This is a genomic window from Staphylococcus sp. GDB20D11A (genome assembly GCF_016893255.1).
GTDB lineage: Bacteria > Bacillota > Bacilli > Staphylococcales > Staphylococcaceae > Staphylococcus > Staphylococcus aureus.
Genome location: NZ_JAFEPJ010000003.1, coordinates 231,430 through 251,360 on the forward strand (window position 1 = coordinate 231,430; position 19,931 = coordinate 251,360).

Annotated in this window: 19 protein-coding genes and 2 pseudogenes; 6 read left to right on the forward strand and 15 right to left on the reverse strand. The window is 32.0% G+C overall.

The genetic code is table 11. The features are described 5' to 3' along the window. Positions 1–3: 3 nt before the first annotated feature. Positions 4–366 carry a DUF4467 domain-containing protein gene (locus JV528_RS03375; protein ID WP_000819843.1) on the reverse strand — a complete coding sequence of 121 codons (363 nt, stop codon included), beginning with the start codon at positions 364–366 and terminating at the stop codon, positions 4–6. A gap of 255 nt (positions 367–621) precedes the next feature. Between JV528_RS03375 and fmhA the strand changes: the two genes are divergently transcribed. Further along, on the forward strand, positions 622–1,872 hold the full coding sequence (fmhA, locus tag JV528_RS03380; protein ID WP_001012239.1) for a FemA/FemB family glycyltransferase FmhA: 1,251 nt from the start codon (positions 622–624) through the stop codon (positions 1,870–1,872). A 92-nt stretch (positions 1,873–1,964) separates the two neighbouring features. On the opposite strand, the gene JV528_RS03385 is transcribed toward fmhA, so the two are convergent. The 4 genes from JV528_RS03385 to mdeA all read right to left on the reverse strand — a co-directional run bounded on the left by JV528_RS03385 (position 1,965) and on the right by mdeA (position 5,732). Next, on the reverse strand, positions 1,965–2,696 hold the full coding sequence (locus tag JV528_RS03385) for an amino acid ABC transporter ATP-binding protein (RefSeq protein ID WP_204177291.1): 732 nt from the start codon (positions 2,694–2,696) through the stop codon (positions 1,965–1,967). Continuing rightward, positions 2,693–3,412, reverse strand: a complete 720-nt coding sequence (locus tag JV528_RS03390) for an amino acid ABC transporter permease (RefSeq protein WP_000479576.1) — start codon at positions 3,410–3,412, stop codon at positions 2,693–2,695. The genes JV528_RS03385 and JV528_RS03390 overlap by 4 nt, the downstream gene beginning before the upstream one ends. Further along, entirely contained in the window at positions 3,393–4,172 is a 780-nt protein-coding gene (locus tag JV528_RS03395) for a transporter substrate-binding domain-containing protein (RefSeq protein WP_000825922.1), read from the reverse strand. The genes JV528_RS03390 and JV528_RS03395 overlap by 20 nt, the downstream gene beginning before the upstream one ends. Positions 4,173–4,292: 120 nt before the next feature. Beyond that, positions 4,293–5,732: a multidrug efflux MFS transporter MdeA gene (mdeA, locus tag JV528_RS03400; RefSeq protein WP_000038963.1), complete on the reverse strand. Its 1,440-nt coding sequence runs from the start codon at positions 5,730–5,732 to the stop codon at positions 4,293–4,295. A 173-nt stretch (positions 5,733–5,905) separates the two neighbouring features. Here mdeA and JV528_RS03405 point away from each other — a divergent pair, with 173 nt between their 5' ends. After that, positions 5,906–6,010, forward strand: coding sequence for a putative metal homeostasis protein (locus tag JV528_RS03405; RefSeq protein ID WP_000762708.1), 105 nt, complete (start codon positions 5,906–5,908; stop codon positions 6,008–6,010). Between the two features lie 153 nt (positions 6,011–6,163). On the opposite strand, the gene JV528_RS03410 is transcribed toward JV528_RS03405, so the two are convergent. The 3 genes from JV528_RS03410 to JV528_RS03420 all read right to left on the reverse strand — a co-directional run bounded on the left by JV528_RS03410 (position 6,164) and on the right by JV528_RS03420 (position 8,768). Then, the gene (locus tag JV528_RS03410; protein WP_001125208.1) at positions 6,164–6,850 is read right to left on the reverse strand and encodes a 2,3-diphosphoglycerate-dependent phosphoglycerate mutase; all 687 of its coding nucleotides are present in this window, start codon (positions 6,848–6,850) and stop codon (positions 6,164–6,166) included. Between the two features lie 326 nt (positions 6,851–7,176). Beyond that, the gene (locus JV528_RS03415) at positions 7,177–8,043 is read right to left on the reverse strand and encodes a cation diffusion facilitator family transporter (protein ID WP_000019127.1); all 867 of its coding nucleotides are present in this window, start codon (positions 8,041–8,043) and stop codon (positions 7,177–7,179) included. Between the two features lie 629 nt (positions 8,044–8,672). After that, positions 8,673–8,768 carry a hypothetical protein gene (locus JV528_RS03420; protein WP_014532694.1) on the reverse strand — a complete coding sequence of 32 codons (96 nt, stop codon included), beginning with the start codon at positions 8,766–8,768 and terminating at the stop codon, positions 8,673–8,675. Between the two features lie 94 nt (positions 8,769–8,862). On the opposite strand from JV528_RS03420, the gene sbi reads away from it, so the two are divergent. The 4 genes and pseudogenes from sbi (at position 8,863) to hlgB (ending at position 14,130) form a co-directional block, all read left to right on the forward strand. Continuing rightward, the gene (gene sbi, locus JV528_RS03425; protein ID WP_000792556.1) at positions 8,863–10,173 is read left to right on the forward strand and encodes an immunoglobulin-binding protein Sbi; all 1,311 of its coding nucleotides are present in this window, start codon (positions 8,863–8,865) and stop codon (positions 10,171–10,173) included. Positions 10,174–10,707: 534 nt separating this feature from the next. Beyond that, positions 10,708–11,636: pseudogene (gene hlgA, locus JV528_RS03430) on the forward strand (bi-component gamma-hemolysin HlgAB subunit A). 567 nt (positions 11,637–12,203) lie between these two features. Then, a pseudogene (hlgC, locus tag JV528_RS03435) lies at positions 12,204–13,151 on the forward strand (bi-component gamma-hemolysin HlgCB subunit C). Position 13,152: 1 nt separating this feature from the next. Continuing rightward, positions 13,153–14,130 carry a bi-component gamma-hemolysin HlgAB/HlgCB subunit B gene (gene hlgB / locus JV528_RS03440; protein ID WP_000783428.1) on the forward strand — a complete coding sequence of 326 codons (978 nt, stop codon included), beginning with the start codon at positions 13,153–13,155 and terminating at the stop codon, positions 14,128–14,130. Positions 14,131–14,181: 51 nt separating this feature from the next. Here the strand turns inward: hlgB and JV528_RS03445 are convergent, their stop codons facing one another. Genes JV528_RS03445 through JV528_RS03475 form a run of 7 tightly spaced genes read right to left on the reverse strand, consistent with a single transcriptional unit; the run spans position 14,182 to position 19,709 of the window. Further along, positions 14,182–14,649 (reverse strand): QueT transporter family protein, encoded by a 468-nt coding sequence (locus tag JV528_RS03445; RefSeq protein ID WP_000200954.1) that lies wholly within the window; start codon positions 14,647–14,649, stop codon positions 14,182–14,184. A 10-nt stretch (positions 14,650–14,659) separates the two neighbouring features. After that, positions 14,660–15,352, reverse strand: coding sequence for a 6-carboxyhexanoate--CoA ligase (locus JV528_RS03450; RefSeq protein WP_000286871.1), 693 nt, complete (start codon positions 15,350–15,352; stop codon positions 14,660–14,662). 10 nt (positions 15,353–15,362) lie between these two features. After that, a complete protein-coding gene (locus JV528_RS03455; RefSeq protein ID WP_000971537.1) occupies positions 15,363–16,478 on the reverse strand; it encodes an aminotransferase class I/II-fold pyridoxal phosphate-dependent enzyme in 1,116 nt (371 codons plus the stop codon). Next, the gene (gene bioB, locus JV528_RS03460; RefSeq protein WP_204177292.1) at positions 16,456–17,463 is read right to left on the reverse strand and encodes a biotin synthase BioB; all 1,008 of its coding nucleotides are present in this window, start codon (positions 17,461–17,463) and stop codon (positions 16,456–16,458) included. Before bioB ends, JV528_RS03455 begins: the two co-directional genes overlap by 23 nt. Position 17,464: 1 nt before the next feature. Further along, positions 17,465–18,823: an adenosylmethionine--8-amino-7-oxononanoate transaminase gene (gene bioA, locus JV528_RS03465; protein ID WP_001110074.1), complete on the reverse strand. Its 1,359-nt coding sequence runs from the start codon at positions 18,821–18,823 to the stop codon at positions 17,465–17,467. After that, positions 18,801–19,487: a dethiobiotin synthase gene (gene bioD, locus JV528_RS03470; protein ID WP_001217906.1), complete on the reverse strand. Its 687-nt coding sequence runs from the start codon at positions 19,485–19,487 to the stop codon at positions 18,801–18,803. The genes bioA and bioD overlap by 23 nt, the downstream gene beginning before the upstream one ends. Positions 19,488–19,541: 54 nt before the next feature. Beyond that, positions 19,542–19,709, reverse strand: a complete 168-nt coding sequence (locus tag JV528_RS03475; RefSeq protein WP_041204334.1) for a hypothetical protein — start codon at positions 19,707–19,709, stop codon at positions 19,542–19,544. Between the last annotated feature and the right edge of the window lie 222 nt (positions 19,710–19,931).

Genomic DNA, 19,931 nt, shown 5'->3' on the forward strand with positions numbered 1-19,931 from the left:
TATCTAGTTCGTCATATTTTCTTCATGATAATCCGCATCATGTTGTTGATAATATCGTCTCGAATCAAAATCTTGCTTATATGATACACGTTTATCACTAAAATCATATGCATAATAATGCACTTCATCATCATTACTCAAAGGTTTATAAGCTAAAATGATAATTTTATCCTTATCATAGACATAAATATTAGCATCTTTGCGTTCAAAATGATCAACACGATCACCGTTGCCTTTTTTGGCAAGTTGTTCTTGTTTTTGATTTTGAATTTTAACTGCTTCATCTATTTCTTTCACATATTTATCATTACCACATCCTGATATAAAGACTAGTAATAATAATACCGTCGCCACAAATCGCTTCAATGCTCCCACTCCTACTATCAACTTCCAACTAACTTTCAATATAATTAATACTATACACCGTCAAACATCAATGCGCTACAACTACTACCAATGCATTTAATATAAATATCCAAAGAAATAACAGTTATGTATAGTCAAAGAAAAATATATTTCATTTTCTATGTGTATTTGCAATCAGTTTTTGATAAAATAAAAAAAATAGCATTATTAATAAATTCAAAAATTACAGTTCAATTCAGAGAGGGATGGGATAAAATGAACTTTGTAACGTTGACTTCGGATGAGTTCAATGCGTTTACAACAAAGCATTTTTCACATTACACACAATCAGCTATTCATTACAATCATAGAGTTGATTTAAAAGGCGATGTGCATCTTGTAGGGGTTAAAGATGACAATGGTCAAGTGATTGCAGGATGCTTATTGACAGAAGCACGCACACTTAAATTTTTCAAATATTTTTATACACATCGCGGGCCAGTGATGGATTATACAAATCAATCATTAGTAGCATTTTTCTTTAAAGCATTAACGTCATATTTAAAAAAACAAAATTGTTTATATGTCCTTGTAGATCCATATTTAATTGAAAATTTACGCAATGCAGACGGTGAAATTGTTAAGTCTTATGACAACCGAGCATTTGTTAGAACAATGGACACATTAGGCTATAAGCATCAAGGTTTTCCAGTCGGTTATGATTCAATGAGTCAAATCCGTTGGTTATCTGTATTAGATTTAAAGGATAAAACAGAAGACCAGTTATTAAAAGAAATGGATTATCAAACGAGACGTAATATTAAAAAAACATATGATATTGGTGTCAAAACTAAAACGTTAACGATTGATGAAACGCAAACCTTTTTCGACTTATTCCATATGGCCGAAGAAAAGCATGGTTTCAAATTCCGTGAGTTACCATACTTTGAAGAAATGCAAAAGTTATACGATGACCACGCCATGTTAAAGTTGGCGTATATTGATTTAAACGAGTATTTAAAAACGTTACAATTAAAGCAACAGCAATTAACAGCTGAACTCTCAGGTGTTGAAGAAGCATTGGAAGAAAGTCCTAACTCAAAGAAAAATAAAACGAAGCGCACACAGCTAGAACAACAGTTAAATAGCAATAAGCGTAAAATCGACAATACAATAGAACAAATTGAACAAGATGGTGCAGTCTTAAACTTAGCTTCTGCTTTGTTTATCTACAATGAGCATGAAGTTTATTACTTATCTAGTGGTTCAAACCCTAAATATAATGCTTATATGGGTGCCTACCATTTGCAGTGGGAAATGATTAAGTTTGCTAAAGCGCATCATATTGATCGCTATAATTTCTATGGTATTACCGGTGACTTTTCAGAGTCATCAGAAGATTATGGCGTACAACAATTCAAAAAAGGCTTTAACGCACATGTAGAAGAGTATATCGGTGACTTTATTAAGCCTATCAAACCATTACTATATAAGGTACAAACGTACTTAAATCATAAACGTCGATAACAGGTTGCTCCAAGATTTTGGCAATATAACAAAGAACCACGCATCATGTATATGGCTCGCCATACTAAAACATGATACGTGGTTTTATTTGATTATTCTTCATTTATAACATTTAAGAAACGTCTTAATTCTTCTGTTTTCGGACGATTGAACATCTCTTCTGGAGCCCCTTGTTCTCCGATCATGCCTTCATGAATAAATACAATGTTATTAGATACTTCTTTAGCAAAACGCATTTCATGTGTCACAATGACCATTGTCATGCCTTCATTAGCCAAATCTTTAATAACCTTTAAAACATCATTCACAAGTTCAGGATCAAGTGCAGATGTTGGTTCATCAAACAACATCACTTTAGGGTTCATTGCTAGTGCTCTTGCAATAGCAACACGTTGTTGTTGACCACCTGATAATGCATGTGGACGTTGATCTTTGACATGTGTTAAACCAACTTTCTCAAGTAACTCAAGTGATTTCCCACGTGCCTCATCCTTTTTCAACTTTTTAACTGTGATAAGACCTTCCATTACATTTTCTAATGCCGTCTTATGCGGAAAAAGGTTATAACTTTGAAATACCATACCAGACTGTTTACGAACTTCTATTTGTGATTTTTTATCTTTAGATGTATATGTTTTGCCGTTAACATAAACTGTACCTTCAGTTGGAATTTCTAACGCATTAATCATACGTAACAATGTTGTTTTGCCTGAACCAGATCGACCGATTAAGGTTACAACCTCACCTTGTTCAACAGATAAACCAATACCTTTGATGACTTCAACATCATTAAATGATTTATGGATATTGTTCAATTGAATCATGAGCGATACCCTCTTTCAATATAAGATTCATAGATACCTTGGATAATTGAAATAATAAAGCATACCACCCAGTACATTAGCGCAACTAACACATAAATTGTTAAATATTCATATGTTGTAGACGCAACTTCTTGAGCTTTTCTAAACATTTCAGCCACTAAAATAAATCCTAATAATGATGTATCTTTGATTAAACTTAAAAATGTATTACCTAGTGCAGGAATCGACACTCGAATTGCCTGCGGTAAAATGATACGTTGTATCGTTTGACCATACGTCATACCGATAGAATATGCAGCTTCTGTTTGTCCTTTCGGTATAGAAATAATACCGCCACGAATAATTTCCGAAGCATACGCACCTACATTTAATGATAAACCAATAATAGCAGCCACTACAGGTGCCAATGTCCATTGGTTGTCAGCGTCATTTGTTAATAATCTACCTAATTCTGGAATACCATAAAATATGATAAATAGTTGTACTATCATTGGTGTTCCTCGAATAATAGATACATAGACACGTGAAATACTTCTTAAAATTTTACTCGTTGAAATTCGCATTAATGCTGTAAATAATGCAATAATCAATCCTAAAACAAATGTAACTAATGTAATAGGAATTGAATATTTGACCAAACCTTCTAGCATAGGTCCGAAAGCTTGTTTTGCAGCATCTAGCGCATGTTGTTGTTCGCTATTTAGATTTAGAAACATCTTGACCAAACCATTTCTTACCTATTTTAGCTAATTCACCGTTTTCCTCGATTTTTTTCAAGCCATCATTGAATTTTTGAACTGTTTCATCATCTACTTTTTTAGAAAATGCAAATGCAGATCTACTTTGTTCAGCATTACCTTTGATTGCTTTGATCTTAGCATTAGGTTTTTGTTTTTTATAATCCAAGTATGACAGACTATCATTAAATGTACCATCAACACGCTTAGACAATAATAAATCCATTGATTGGTTAAAGCCATCAACTTTTGTAATATCAGCACCTTTATCCTTAGCTAATTTACCATAATTAGATGTAAATGTTTGTGCTAACTTCTTACCTTTAACATCATCAAAATCTTTAATATCTTTTTCATTTTCACGAATAACTAAAACAGCACTTGAGAATGTGTAAGGCTTAGAAAATTTATATTTCTTTTCTCTATCAGGATTAATACCTACTTGGTTCGCGATTACATCAAAACGCCCTGCGTCTAAACCTGCAAACATAGAATCCCAAGAAGTTTCATTAAATTTAAGTTTTAAACCTTCTTCTTTAGCTACTGCTTTAATAACATCAATATCGTAACCAGTTAATTTACCATCTTTATCATGGAAACTAAATGGTGCATAAGTCCCCTCAGTACCAACATTAATTGTCTTGCTATCTTTATTAGCTTCCTTGTCTTTCGACGAATTGTTTCCACATGCAGCTAATATGAAAACGAAAGCTATCATCACAAATAAAAGTCTTTTCATGGAATATATCTCCTTATCCTTATTATTCTAATCGGAATAAAAATATTTTAATCTGAAATGCCGGATAAGTCAATATGTTGAACTTTTGCTAAAAAGCTTTATATAGCTAGCAACTTATATTTATTGACGAGAATCAACTTCTTTTTTCTTCCCTTGTAACATAAATGAACAAAAGAAACTAACAACTGTAATCAATAATGCAAATAAAAATCCAGCGTGATAACCATGCAACATCGTATCAACTTTAATTTGATTCATCATATCAATTTTGTTCATGCCATTATAGTCTGACATAGTTGAAGAAAAGTTTTTGCTTGCATGAGATAAAATAGTAATTAATGCAGCTGTTCCGATAGAACCAGCAATTTGTTGTACTGTGTTTGTCATAGATGAACCGTGTGCATTCATTTCTGGCTTTAATTGATTCATCGTATGGGTCATTACTGGAATTAATCCTAACGCGATACCAACCATTCGAATCGCATAAACTGTTGCCAACATGATTGTTGATGTTTGTTCATCCATTACAACAAAATAAGCCGTAGTAATAACAACAATCGTCATACCTACTAAAGCAAGCTTTCTAGGACCAAACTTTTCATATAAAGCACCCGAAGTCATCGACATAAATGCCATAACAATTGCTCCTGGTAATAAAGTTAACCCAGAATCTAAAGCTGAACGATGCAATAAATTTTGCACAAAGATAGGTAAAATCGTTTCCGAACCAATCATCGATACCATTGTGACACCCATAATAATGATACCAACTGTAAATTGTTTATTTTTAAATACAGCAAAATTTAATAATGGTGTTGATAGTCGATATTGACGTAATACAAATAATGCGACTAAAACAATACCACCAATCATAGATACTAATACGATAGGATTATCAAAACCTTTTTCTGAAATTGAACTCGTTCCATACAATACCCCACCGAAACCTAGTACAGAAAAAATGACAGAAATAAAATCAATAGGTACTTTAATTGTAGTTCCAACATTTTTTATCGTTTTAAATCCAATTAAAAATGTTACAGCTGCAATTGGAGCGACAACATGGAAAAGCGATCTCCAGTTAAAATATTCAACAAGGTAACCTGAAAGAGTAGGTCCAATAGCTGGTGCTAAACCAATTACCAAACCAAATATCCCCATATATTTACCGCGTTCGTGCGGTTGGAACACATCCAAAATCGTTGTCATCATCAATGGCATCATAATACCTGCACCTAACGCCTGAATAATTCTAGCAACTAATAATGTTGCAAAGTGCGGACTCAAACCGCCGAGTAATGTACCTAAGAAAAAGATAGAAATACCCACTAAAAACACTTGTCTTGTTGTATAACGTTGTATAACAAGCGCGGACAAAGGAATAACAATCCCATTAGTCAATAAAAAAGCTGTTGTCAGCCATTGAACTTGTGTATATGAAATTTCAAAATCTTTCATAATACTTGGTAAAGCCGTCACTAATAGTGTTTCATTTAATAATCCAAAAAATCCACCCATCAGCATAGTAATAATCATCGTTAATTTTTGTTTCTTCGACATTTAAAGCTTCCCCCTCACCATCTAAAAAACGACACTCATTTTTAGATATCCGGTAATTATACCCATTTTCAAAAAAATTAGCACGACTTTATTACAATTTCTTTAAAACGTAATCATTACTATTTACATATGAGTAGTTATCGGTCATAATATATTTACAAGGAGGGATAGAGATGAAATTAGATTTACAGACTGCTCGTCGTAATTTAAATAGCCCTAACATTAAAACAAGAAAGCGTGCTTTAAAGATTATTAAACAACATAAAAGAGCGAAATAATTGTTTTAATTTGACTATATTGTATGTCTAACTATATTTTCGAGTATCCCTAGCTCGTTAATATAAACTCTATACTTAACTATTTCCTTACATTACTTCACATATTTAAGAGCTGCATATACACTCACTCCTTGTGTACATGCAGCTCTTTTTTTATAAGTAGTATTTATCTATAACTTCTAAATCATCGGTTAATTCATAAACAAGCGGTGCACCTGTTTTAATTTCATAATTAATGATATCTTCATCTGACACATCTTCAAGATATTTAATCAATGCGCGAATTGAATTTCCGTGTGCAGAAACTAATACCGTTTGACCATCTAGCAAATATTGTGAAATATGATCTGTCCAAAATGGTATCACTCGAACTAAAGTATCTTTCAGACTTTCAGAATAAGGCATCATACGTTTATCTAAATGATTATATCGACGATCAGCTAAGTAAGCTTCACGTTGTTCTTCGGTTTCAGCAGGTGGTTTCACATCATAAGAACGACGCCAAATATGTACTTGTTCTTCTCCAAATTCTTTTCTAGCATCATCTTTATTTAAGCCTTGCAATCCACCATAGTGACGCTCATTTAAACGCCAGCTTTTATATACAGGAATCCATTGTTGTTTAGATTCAGTTAAAATATAATGCGTTGTATCTAAAGCACGTGTTAATAACGATGTAAAAGCTACATCGATGGCAATGTTATTTTCTCTTACTTTTTCACCTGCTCTAGTCGCTTCATTAATACCTTGTTCAGATAAATTAACATCTTCCCATCCAGTAAATAAGTTTTTAGCATTCCACTCGCTTTGTCCATGACGACATAAAATTAATTTTGGCATAACTTATAACCTCTTTCCTTTAATCTTTAGGACGTTATTTCAGGGATATTTTAAGATGATTTAATCTTAGCAATTTTCTTTTCAATATATTTTAAAATTCAATGATTAAATCAATTATCACTAGACATTAAATACATAAATCCTATTCCCCATTTTCATTTTTTAATTCATAAATGAATCAATAACCTCCTAATAACAAATCATATTATACACCTTTGTCCGCTATTTTTCTAAGGTTTAAAAAATATTTTTAGGCATGCCTAAAAATAAATGTAATAGAAACGCCTCCTCAGATATTTATATATCTATGAAGACGTTTAAATACATTATAGATGGTCTGGTTCTGGGTGAACGTATACTGAGGAAATACCTTTTTTGTGCAAATGATGTTCGACATTGTCACAAATTTGATGCGCTTCTACTAAGGAAAGGTTAGCATCTACAACAATTGTGACATCAATAAACACACTACTTCCATGGTAACGCCCTTTAATACTTTTAACTTCTTGTACTTCATCAACTTCTAAAATATCATTGCGATACGCTTCTAATTCAGTTTCATTGAAACCATCACTCAACATAAAAATTGCTTCTTTAAAAATACCAAAACCAGTATAAACGATTAGTAAGCCTAGCAATGTTGCTAAAATAATATCGACAATTGGGAAACCGATTTGCGTAAAAATTAATCCTATCGCCGTTCCAATGCTGACTAAACTATCTGATAAATTATCTTTGGCAGCAGAATTTAAAGAACTACTTTTCGTTCTTTTCGCTAGTCTTTGATTGACTGCAAATACAATCAACATTACAAGACCACTGATTAAGCTGACGATAATTGTTATTGCGTTAGGTACAACGTCATCTTCTTTGAACAAACGAGGTGCATTTTGAATAACTACTTGGATACCTACAAACATAATGACAAATGACACCAATAATGAAGAAATATTTTCAGACTTCAAATGGCCATAAGGATGATTTCGATCGGCAGGTTTAATTGAAATTTTCAATCCAATAATAACAGCTAAAGAAACGATAATATCTGTCATATTGTTTAATGCGTCGGCTCTTACAGCTGCAGAGTTAAAGACAAAACCCGTGACATACTTAACAATAGACAAGATTATATATACAATTAAACTCAAATAAGCACCGCGTTGCGCCAATTTAAGATTTTCATTATGAGACATGCGTTGAACCACCTTGAATTAGTATAGTAACAATATTATGAATGATTTATTTTAAATTTACAACGTTTTTAATTTTTATAGATTTTTATAAAATTAAACTAATTTATTCATTCGCAACCCCTAAAAATATTTTTTAGCCTTTCTTCAAATTTATTTGTTAGAAAGGCTTATGCATTAGTAGCGAAGCTATCTAATGCGTTCCTTTATTTTCTGCGAATATTATGAGCTAGAAAGGCGCCCAACTCTTCCTACTTGTTAACTTTCGTCTCGAAAGTTTCTATGTTGGGATCCTATGCATTAGTAGCGAAGCTGTCTAATGCGTTCCTTTATTTTCTGCGAATTTTATGAGCTAGAAAGGCTTATGCATTTGACGTTTTACGTCCAACTGCGTTCCTTCGTCTTCTTCAAATTTATTTGTTAGAAAGGTACCCAACTCTTCCTGCTTGTTAACTTTCGTCTCGAAAGTTTCTATGTTGGGACCCTATGCATTAGTTGCGAAGCTATCTAATGTCGTGACCTAATTATATAGAAGAAAAAGTGCCTCAGTGACAAATCAAATGTGATTTCTACTCTACCAAACTCTCTTCGAAAGACAATTTTCTCCTCTATTTATTAGCAAACTATTGCATTTATCCATATAGTACTTCCTTACTTAAAATACGCTGAATGTTCTGAATTAAACGCTTTTTTACATAGTTAACACTAGTTAATCTATTAGTTAACATTAGTTAATAATTAGTTAATTTCCATTTGTATTCTCATGTGATAAATTCTAAAAGCATACAATAAATTTAATATGTAAAAAGAAAGGGAATACACATGAAAAATAAATATATCTCGAAGTTGCTAGTTGGGGCAGCAACAATTACTTTAGCTACAATGATTTCAAATGGGGAAGCAAAAGCGAGTGAAAACACGCAACAAACTTCAACTAAGCACCAAACAACTCAAAACAACTACGTAACAGATCAACAAAAAGCTTTTTATCAAGTATTACATCTAAAAGGTATCACAGAAGAACAACGTAACCAATACATCAAAACATTACGCGAACACCCAGAACGTGCACAAGAAGTATTCTCTGAATCACTTAAAGACAGCAAGAACCCAGACCGACGTGTTGCACAACAAAACGCTTTTTACAATGTTCTTAAAAATGATAACTTAACTGAACAAGAAAAAAATAATTACATTGCACAAATTAAAGAAAACCCTGATAGAAGCCAACAAGTTTGGGTAGAATCAGTACAATCTTCTAAAGCTAAAGAACGTCAAAATATTGAAAATGCGGATAAAGCAATTAAAGATTTCCAAGATAACAAAGCACCACACGATAAATCAGCAGCATATGAAGCTAACTCAAAATTACCTAAAGATTTACGCGATAAAAATAACCGCTTTGTAGAAAAAGTTTCAATTGAAAAAGCAATCGTTCGTCATGATGAGCGTGTGAAATCAGCAAATGATGCAATCTCAAAATTAAATGAAAAAGATTCAATTGAAAACAGACGTTTAGCACAACGTGAAGTTAACAAAGCACCTATGGATATAAAAGAGCATTTACAGAAACAATTAGACGCATTAGTAGCTCAAAAAGATGCTGAAAAGAAAGTGGCGCCAAAAGTTGAGGCTCCTCAAATTCAATCACCACAAATTGAAAAACCTAAAGCAGAATCACCAAAAGTTGAAGTTCCTCAAATTCAATCACCAAAAGTTGAGGTTCCTCAATCTAAATTACTAGGTTACTACCAATCATTAAAAGATTCATTTAACTATGGTTACAAGTATTTAACAGATACTTATAAAAGCTATAAAGAAAAATATGATACAGCAAAGTACTACTATAATAAATATTACCAATATAAAGGTTTAATTGACCAAACAGTTTTAACAACAATCGGTAGTGGTTATGGTTCATACATTAAACCACTTGAAATAAAAGAAAATAGTGGATTTGCACAAAAATCATATGCACAAGTAAGAAACTATGTAACTGAGTCAATCAACACTGGTAAAGTGTTATACGCATTTTACCAAAAGCCAGAATTAGTAAAAGCAGCTATAAAAGCTCAAGAAACAGCATCATCTATCAAAAATACAATAACTAAACTATTTTCATTCTGGAAATAATCAATCAAAAATATCTTCTCTAGTTTTACATCATTTTTTAAATAATTTTCGTAATAAACCGTGATTAAAAAGAACCGCTGATTCTCAATCGAATCTGCGGTTCTTTTTCATTTTCCATCAATTAAATGTTTCTTCGCTATTTGTCAGCCCACTTTTTTACCTGCAACTTGTTAAATAATCCTTACATCGTTAACGAATAGTTCATCATTTAGTTGAATCATCTCAACTTTATTAACTTCAAATTTTCACAATCTATTGCACAATCCATTCCTCTTCCACTTCAAGCACCTTAATTAAACAACAATTCAATAGAATAAGACTTGCAAAACATAGTTATGTAGCTATATAAACGCCTGCGACCAATAAATCTTTTAAACATAACATAATGCAAAAACATCATTTAACAATACTAAAAATGTCTCTTCAATACATGTTGATAGTAATTAACTTTTAACGAATAGTTAATTCGAAAACGCTTACAAATAGATTATTATATATATGAACTTAAAATTAAATAGAAAGAAAGTGATTTCTATGATTAAAAATAAAATATTAACAGCAACTTTAGCAGTTGGTTTAATAGCCCCTTTAGCCAATCCATTTATAGAAATTTCTAAAGCAGAAAATAAGATAGAAGATATCGGCCAAGGTGCAGAAATCATCAAAAGAACACAAGACATTACTAGCAAACGATTAGCTATAACTCAAAACATTCAATTTGATTTTGTAAAAGATAAAAAATATAACAAAGATGCCCTAGTTGTTAAGATGCAAGGCTTCATCAGCTCTAGAACAACATATTCAGACTTAAAAAATATCCATATATTAAAAGAATGATATGGCCATTTCAATATAATATCAGTTTGAAAACGAAAGACTCTAATGTTGATTTAATCAATTATCTTCCTAAAAATAAAATTGATTCAGCAGATGTTAGTCAGAAATTAGGCTATAATATCGGCGGAAACTTCCAATCAGCGCCATCAATCGGAGGCAGTGGCTCATTCAACTACTCTAAAACAATTAGTTATAATCAAAAGAACTATGTTACTGAAGTAGAAAGTCAGAACTCTAAAGGTGTTAAATGGGGAGTGAAAGCAAATTCATTCGTTACACCGAATGGTCAAGTATCTGCATATGATCAATACTTATTTGCACAAGACCCAACTGGTCCAGCAGCAAGAGACTATTTCGTCCCAGATAATCAACTACCTCCTTTAATTCAAAGTGGCTTTAATCCATCATTTATTACAACATTGTCACACGAAAGAGGTAAAGGTGATAAAAGCGAGTTTGAAATCACTTACGGCAGAAACATGGATGCTACATATGCATATGTGACAAGACATCGTTTAGCCGTTGATAGAAAACATGATGCTTTTAAAAACCGAAACGTTACAGTTAAATATGAAGTGAACTGGAAAACACATGAAGTAAAAATTAAAAGCATCACACCTAAGTAAACAGTTCAATCATTTTATAAAATCCTGGGACACTTCATACTTGTCTCAGGATTTTTTAACATATTGAACGAGCCTCATAACATTAAATTATTTTATCTTACATTAAATTTAATAATAACAACTGATTTTTATAAGAACAAAGTATCGCACCATAGTAGATACACAAATAATACAAATGAAGCAATTTAACTTGAAAACTTAAATAAATATTCTCAAGTTAATAAATAATTAACTTTTAGATGGATTCATCAAAAATTGTAAAAAAGAACAATTTGTATTTTACAAACATTAATTAAAAATAAAAGCAAGACATTCGTGCAATCGGTTACCTTAAATTGTTTACAACTGTCAACAATACCAAGGTTTTATTAACTATATTTCTCACAAAATTAGCTTTTAGCATTCCAAACAAAAAAGGTTAAATTGAACGGAATTATGGCATTTTTAACTTAATTGTAAAAAAAGTTGATAATGGTCAATTGTTAATGAACAGTTAATTATAATAACGTTCAAAATATATTATTATTTAATTAAGTTAAATAATATTATAGAAAGAAAGTGAAACTTATGCTTAAAAATAAAATATTAGCTACAACTTTATCTGTGAGCTTACTTGCCCCTCTTGCCAATCCGTTATTAGAAAATGCTAAAGCTGCCAACGATACTGAAGACATCGGTAAAGGAAGCGATATAGAAATTATCAAAAGGACAGAAGATAAAACAAGTAATAAATGAGGCGTGACTCAAAATATTCAATTTGATTTTGTGAAGGATAAGAAATATAACAAAGATGCTTTGATATTAAAGATGCAAGGATTCATTAGCTCTAGAACAACATATTACAACTATAAAAAAACTAATCATGTTAAAGCTATGCGATGGCCATTCCAATATAACATTGGTTTGAAAACAAATGATAAATATGTTTCTTTAATTAATTATTTACCTAAAAATAAAATTGAATCTACAAACGTGAGTCAGACATTAGGATACAATATCGGTGGTAATTTCCAATCAGCCCCATCACTCGGTGGTAATGGATCATTTAACTATTCTAAATCGATTAGCTATACACAACAAAATTATGTAAGTGAAGTAGAACAACAAAACTCAAAAAGTGTTTTATGGGGCGTCAAAGCGAATTCATTCGCCACTGAATCAGGTCAAAAATCAGCATTTGATAGCGATTTATTTGTAGGCTACAAACCTCATAGTAAAGATCCTAGAGATTATTTCGTTCCAGACAGTGAGTTACCACCTCTTGTACAAAGTGGATTTAACCCTTCATTTATCGCCACAGCATCTCATGAAAAAGGTTCAAGCGATACAAGCGAATTTGAAATTACTTACGGAAGAAACATGGATGTCACTCATGCCATTAAAAGATCAACGCATTATGGCAACAGTTATTTAGACGGACATAGAGTCCATAATGCATTTGTAAATAGAAACTATACTGTGAAATACGAGGTCAATTGGAAGACTCATGAAATCAAGGTGAAAGGACAGAATTGATATGAAAATGAATAAATTAGTCAAATCATCCGTTGCTACATCTATGGCATTATTATTACTTTCTGGTACTGCTAATGCTGAAGGCAAAATCACACCAGTCAGCGTAAAAAAAGTCGATGACAAAGTTACTTTATACAAAACAACAGCCACAGCAGATTCTGATAAATTTAAAATTTCACAGATTTTAACATTCAATTTCATCAAAGATAAAAGTTATGATAAAGATACTTTAGTACTTAAAGCTACTGGGAATATTAACTCAGGCTTTGTGAAACCTAATCCTAATGACTATGACTTTTCAAAATTATATTGGGGAGCTAAATACAATGTATCTATAAGCTCACAATCTAATGATTCAGTAAACGTCGTTGATTATGCACCAAAAAATCAAAATGAAGAGTTTCAAGTTCAAAATACTTTAGGCTATACATTTGGTGGTGACATTAGTATCTCTAATGGTTTATCTGGTGGACTTAATGGAAATACAGCTTTTTCTGAAACAATTAATTATAAACAAGAAAGTTACAGAACAACATTAAGTCGCAACACAAATTATAAAAATGTTGGCTGGGGAGTTGAAGCACATAAAATTATGAATAATGGTTGGGGACCTTATGGACGAGATAGCTTCCACCCAACATATGGTAATGAACTCTTCTTAGCTGGCAGACAAAGCAGTGCATACGCTGGCCAAAACTTCATAGCGCAACACCAAATGCCATTATTATCTAGAAGTAACTTCAATCCAGAATTTTTAAGCGTACTATCACACAGACAAGATGGCGCTAAAAAATCTAAAATTACAGTAACTTATCAACGTGAAATGGATTTATACCAAATTCGTTGGAATGGCTTCTACTGGGCAGGCGCAAATTATAAAAACTTTAAAACTAGAACATTTAAATCAACATATGAAATTGATTGGGAAAATCACAAAGTGAAATTGTTAGATACAAAAGAAACTGAAAACAATAAATAACTAGTAAAACACGGTCGCCAACAGTAATTGTGACGACCGTGTTTTGATTTATTATCTTAGTAAGACTGCCATTCTTTTTCTCAATGTGAGATATAAAGGAATAGCTACAATTAAAGTGAATATTACGCCTGGAATCGCGTTTAATAACACTACCCACACAGGTAAATTTAAAATAATAGATAATAGTAGCCTAGATACCAAACTGCCTAATACACTTGCTAAAACTAATGATAGTACATTTATTTTCAATAAATAAACAACAGCAATAGCTATAACTCTAAATATAATCGAAATAATCACATTAATTGGATTAAATACGCCAAATATCAGCAATAATACGCTTGATAAAAGCCCACCTAAAAAGTACTTTTTAATTCCAAAGAAAGCTAATATTAATAATGCTGCCGGTGCAGATAATTGAAAATCTAATCCTGGTATAATGGATGGTATTTTCAAAACTGCCAAAATGGTTAAAATCGCAGCAATGACACTAATTTGAGTAATATCTTTTGATGTCATACTAAAACCCCTATACCGTTTCATAAACAACTTGCTTCGGTGTGCTTTCTAAAAATGATATGTAATGATTTAAATCAATTCGATCGTCCACAAATATTATTCTGCCTCCATATCTCGTATTAACTGGTTTAATATCAAATAATCGATGGTAACCAATTTTCCCAGAGGCAAAATAACCTGTCGTATACGTTAAGTCATCGGACACACAAAGTTCTCCTTTGACATACGGATGCGCATTGATACAACTAGCAATTGCTAAGGCATCAGTCACTCTTTCATTAAGATCACCTTTATTATTTATATCTTCAAACGAAAAATGTGTTGCCCTAATCCCCCTTTGTCCAAATGAATCTAAACGTTTACCAGATATAGCAGATAGAATAATAGCTCCTGTATAAACCGTTTCATTTTTAATATATGTCATCCCTTGATTTAGCGCTTGTTCAGTTACACCACATTCTTGTGTTAAATGTTGGAGATTTGCTTTATCATCCTCAATAATTTTTAATGCTTTTATTTGTTGAATCGGTTCCATAATTTTTTGTATTTTTATATTGAGAAAATCCGGTTGCCCATTTTCATGAAAAAAACCTTTATTATAAAACCTTTGTACCGTCTGTTCTATTTTGTCAAACTCACAAATCGTTTCAGCACCACTAATATGAACATCTTGATTGCTAGAACGCATTTTTATACTATACATGACGATCACCTCAATCTTCTTGATGCAAAATTTCAAACAACCTATCTACATCTTGTTCAGTATGAAAATACGACAATGATATTCTTAACATTGGCTTAGTCACAGTTGGATACCTTAAATAACTTGTAAACACATGATGCTTTAATAATGTTTGATGAATGTTCTCAGCCGCTTCTATGTCATCAAACTCAATAAACTTAATCGGCGAGTTTGAACTATTATAATTAACATTGAGTGCTTTTAACTTTTGGTTAAAATATTTACTCAAACTATTTAATTTAGTGCGTCTATCATCAGCATTTATTAACTTTTCAATATTTCTTTTTATAAAATACAAATTATAAATTGGCAAACTACTTGAGTAGATGAGTGGTCTACCGTGATTAATTAACATATCCTTAACATCATTTGAACTTAAAATCACACCCCCGTATGCACCACATGCTTTAGATAAACTAGAAGTGAGTATATCTATGCCTTGATAATTCGAGTAATTCTCTATTCCAAAACTATGTGAAACATCGAGTATCAGTGTTGCGTTATATTTATGCTTTAATGAGACTAATTGACCAATATCCACAACGTCGCCATTCGTTGAAAATACACTATCAGATATGATTATTTTTTGTTTATTTTGATTAGGATATTCCGCTAACCTTTTTTCTAAATCAGCAATATCTAAATGCTTATATATCACTGTTTCTAAACCGCTTAACTTAATACCGTCAATAATACTCGCATGATTTTCTTGATCTGAAAACACGACACAATTTGTATTTTTGAAAATATTAAATAACGCCAAATTAGCATCATAACCACTATTTAAGATAGTACATGCACTATATCCGAGCCAACCTGCTAACTTTGTTTCAATTTCTTCATAAGCTGTCGAACTTCCACTAATTAATCTTGAACTTGATAAGTGATAACTATACTTCCGCATAAATCTTTCGAAATCATCCTTATCAAACGCTATTTGTCCTAATCCTAAATAATCATTAGATGTATAATTCGTACATCGCTTATTTTCTACTTCAATATACTGTCTATCTATATACCCTACCGATTTAAGCGACCGATATAACCCTTTCTGTTGTAATAAATCAATTTGCTCTTGAAACATCATTCTTGTTTTCCTTATTTTCACAAGTGTCATAATCAATTTCAAAGCCCAAATCATTAATCATATCGTAGTCTAATTGGTTCGGTTGCCCACCAGTAATTAGATAATCACCGACAAATATGGAATTCGCCGCTTTTAATGCTAATGGCTGTAACGAACGTAAGTTGACCTCTCTTCCTCCAGCAATACGAATTTCTTTCGTAGGATTGATTAATCGGAATAATGCTACGATTCTTAAACATTTCATTGGTGTTAAATCATCCATACTTCCAAACTTTGTCCCTTTGATTGGATGCAAAAAATTAATCGGAATACTGTCGGCATCCATTTCTTTCAAAGCAAATGCCATATCCACAATATCTTGATTAGATTCTCCCATACCACAAATCACGCCAGAACATGGTGATATATTATTCGCTTTCATTAGTTCTATCGTATCTGTTCTATCTTTATAACTATGCGTTGTCACGACGTTATCATGGTAATTTTCACTTGTATTAATATTGTGGTTATATCTGTCTACACCAGCTGACTTAAGTTTCTTGGCTTGTTCGTCATTCGTTAATCCTAAACATGCACATATTTTTAGTTGCGGGTGTTGAGATTTAATCGTTCTTACAGTGTTACTAATATGATCAACTTCTTTATCGCTCGGTCCTCTACCACTCATAACAATACAATATGTTCCAATATGATTATCATGTGCCACCTTTGCTCCATCGATAATTTGTTCCTCTGGAATTAAAGCATATCGCTGTTTTTGTTTAATATCTCGTGATTGTCCACAGTACCCACAATTCTCAGGACATATACCACTTTTAGCATTTAAAATCATGTTTAATTTTACTTTTTTACCGAAATAATGTTTTCTTAAAATATACGCCTCATTTAACAAATCTAAGGTATCAATATTAGTATCCTCATAAATTTTCAATACAGTCTCTTTTGTTAATTGTTCCCCTTGTAATATGCATTTAGCCAAATTCATATTAACACTTCCTATCTAAAATGTTATGTACTGCCTTTTTAAAAATACGTACCATCGTTTTCACTTCTTTATTTGACATACTTAACACTGGCACAAACGTAATGACATTTTCTAAATTTCTAATCATTAGCCCGTTTTCTTTACAATTACGTACAATACGTTCAACTTTTTCAATTTCTAACGGCGTTTTACTATCTTTATCTGTAACTAATTCAACTCCAAACATTAAGCCTCGACCTCTTACATCACCAACATTTCGATGACGCTTCAGCGCATGTAACTGTTTCTCAAGTGTTGATGATGTCGTTTCAATATGTGACAATAACTTACGTTTTTCATAAAGTCTTATATTTTCTAATGCAACCGTACAAACAATTTGATTTCCGGTGTATGTATGACCATGGAAAAAGGTATTCACACCGTGCGAATCACTTAGAAACGCATCGTAAATTTTTTGAGACGTCAACGTTGCTGCAAGTGGTAAGTAGCCACCTGTGATCGCCTTACCTAAACACATAATATCCGGTTGAACATCTTCATGATTACATGCAAAAATCTTTCCAGTTCTCCCAAAACCAACTGCTACCTCATCACAAATTAATAAGACATCGTATTTTTTGCACAATTTATCGACTTCTTTCAAAAAGCCTTTAGGATGAACAAACAAGCCTGTCGCACCTTGAATCAACGGTTCCAATATAAACCCTGCGATTTCATCATTTCTTTCAATTAGAATTTGCTCTATATTCGTTAAAATAGCTGTCATCATTCCATTTTCAGTATCGTAATTACTGCGATAGAAAGATGGGCTTTCTACTTGAATATTCTCAAATATTAAGTCTTTAAATATTTTATGAAAGGTCTTGATACCACCAACACTTACCGCACCAATCGTATCGCCATGATAGCCGTGATTTAGCGTTATAAACTTGTTTTTCTTGGCATATTTTTCTCTATCAATATTTTTCCAATACTGATATGCCATCTTTATTGCGATTTCAACAGACGCACTGCCTGTATCAGAATAAAATACTTTTCTTAGATTACTTGGCGTGATTTCGATTAATTTTTCCGCAAGTTCTATTGACGGAATATTTGATGATCCTAGTAGCGTAGAATGGGCAATTTTATTGAGTTGCTTTTTAATTACCTTATTCAAGTACTTATTATTATGACCATGCACATTGACCCACAACGATGCATAACCATCTAAATATTTATTGCCATTCGTATCGTAAAGGTAACTACCCTTTCCTTTTTCAATGATGATTGCTTCTTCTTTGCTATATACACCCATTTGTGTAAATGGATGCCAAACATATTCTGAGTCTTTTTGTTTAAGTTGTTGTGTGTAATTCATTTTTAACTCCTATTAATTGTTTTAAAAATGCTTCTGAGAAATTTTCATACGTGGCATATTCTTCAAATGTATAGACTGTTTTATTTGTTAATTTTCCAATCGTCATTTGATTGTCTTTTTCAATATAACTGTCTGTATAGCGATTCATGATTAAAAAATTACTCGCCGATACATTCTGATTAACATAATCTTGGTGAACAATGGCATCGCTAATAGCACCTAATTTTGAAGGCAACACACTGATGACACAATCTGCACAATCATTGATTAGATCTTTAGTCATGTAGAAATCATCTGTACCTTCATATATTGGTGCGGCAATTCCCCCAGCACCCTCAATTAAGATAAAATCAAATTCCTTATCTAAAACTTTTACCTTATCTAATACACGCTGCTTATTTAGAAAAATTTGATCTGCCATTTTAAATGCAAGGTGTGGTGATACAGGTTGCTTAAAAGTATAAAGTGACGTTATGTCATAGCTTAAATCACATTCATTTTTAAATACTTCTAAATCTGGAAACGTCCCGTCTTGGCGTTCCTCAGTTTGAAATGGTTTAAAAACACAAACACGATGACCACGTCTTTTCAAAGCATGGTATAAATGCTTTGTAACATAGGTTTTGCCTACATCAGTATTCGTACTTGTAATAAAAATCCTCATAAAAAATAAGCACCTCAATCCAAATGTAAACTTTTATAATTAATAAGTTTACATTTAAGGCGCATGTTTTTCAAGAAAACATGAATTTAAACTTCTCAGTATAACTATAAATTTTGGCAAAATTTTGACCTTGCTATTGAAATGACTAAGGCTTCTTACGGAATTCGGGCAGATATAAACAGCGATTCGATAAAATATGTCAGTTGAAATTAATAATTGCATTATTTCTTAATAAAAAGACATCCTAGCTTTACCATGTTGTGAAACAATCCATTAATTGTAATATTACGTTGAGCGCCTTGTTCATCAATGCTATAATTAGTTACATAATAAATTGAACATCTAAATACACCAAATCCCCTCACTATTGCAGTAGTGAGGGGATTTATTTAGGTGTTGGTTATTTGTCACCTTTTTTATTTCCACATTCTGTTTCCATATTAA

Excerpts from the sequence above, each read along its gene's own strand:
- sbi (WP_000792556.1), top strand. The coding sequence starts at position 8,863 with ATGAAAAATAAATATATCTCGAAGTTGCTAGTTGGGGCAGCAACAATT.
- fmhA (WP_001012239.1), top strand. The coding sequence starts at position 622 with ATGAACTTTGTAACGTTGACTTCGGATGAGTTCAATGCGTTTACAACA.
- bioA (WP_001110074.1), bottom strand. The coding sequence starts at position 18,823 with ATGAATTACACACAACAACTTAAACAAAAAGACTCAGAATATGTTTGG.
- JV528_RS03445 (WP_000200954.1), bottom strand. The coding sequence starts at position 14,649 with ATGACATCAAAAGATATTACTCAAATTAGTGTCATTGCTGCGATTTTA.
- JV528_RS03450 (WP_000286871.1), bottom strand. The coding sequence starts at position 15,352 with ATGTATAGTATAAAAATGCGTTCTAGCAATCAAGATGTTCATATTAGT.
- JV528_RS03405 (WP_000762708.1), top strand. The coding sequence starts at position 5,906 with ATGAAATTAGATTTACAGACTGCTCGTCGTAATTTAAATAGCCCTAAC.
- JV528_RS03385 (WP_204177291.1), bottom strand. The coding sequence starts at position 2,696 with ATGATTCAATTGAACAATATCCATAAATCATTTAATGATGTTGAAGTC.
- hlgB (WP_000783428.1), top strand. The coding sequence starts at position 13,153 with ATGAAAATGAATAAATTAGTCAAATCATCCGTTGCTACATCTATGGCA.
- mdeA (WP_000038963.1), bottom strand. The coding sequence starts at position 5,732 with ATGTCGAAGAAACAAAAATTAACGATGATTATTACTATGCTGATGGGT.
- bioB (WP_204177292.1), bottom strand. The coding sequence starts at position 17,463 with ATGAATTTGGCTAAATGCATATTACAAGGGGAACAATTAACAAAAGAG.
- JV528_RS03390 (WP_000479576.1), bottom strand. The coding sequence starts at position 3,412 with ATGTTTCTAAATCTAAATAGCGAACAACAACATGCGCTAGATGCTGCA.
- JV528_RS03415 (WP_000019127.1), bottom strand. The coding sequence starts at position 8,043 with ATGTCTCATAATGAAAATCTTAAATTGGCGCAACGCGGTGCTTATTTG.
- JV528_RS03455 (WP_000971537.1), bottom strand. The coding sequence starts at position 16,478 with ATGATGTTTCAAGAGCAAATTGATTTATTACAACAGAAAGGGTTATAT.
- JV528_RS03410 (WP_001125208.1), bottom strand. The coding sequence starts at position 6,850 with ATGCCAAAATTAATTTTATGTCGTCATGGACAAAGCGAGTGGAATGCT.
- JV528_RS03420 (WP_014532694.1), bottom strand. The coding sequence starts at position 8,768 with ATGTTAACTAATAGATTAACTAGTGTTAACTATGTAAAAAAGCGTTTA.
- JV528_RS03395 (WP_000825922.1), bottom strand. The coding sequence starts at position 4,172 with ATGAAAAGACTTTTATTTGTGATGATAGCTTTCGTTTTCATATTAGCT.
- bioD (WP_001217906.1), bottom strand. The coding sequence starts at position 19,487 with ATGAGGATTTTTATTACAAGTACGAATACTGATGTAGGCAAAACCTAT.
- JV528_RS03475 (WP_041204334.1), bottom strand. The coding sequence starts at position 19,709 with ATGCAATTATTAATTTCAACTGACATATTTTATCGAATCGCTGTTTAT.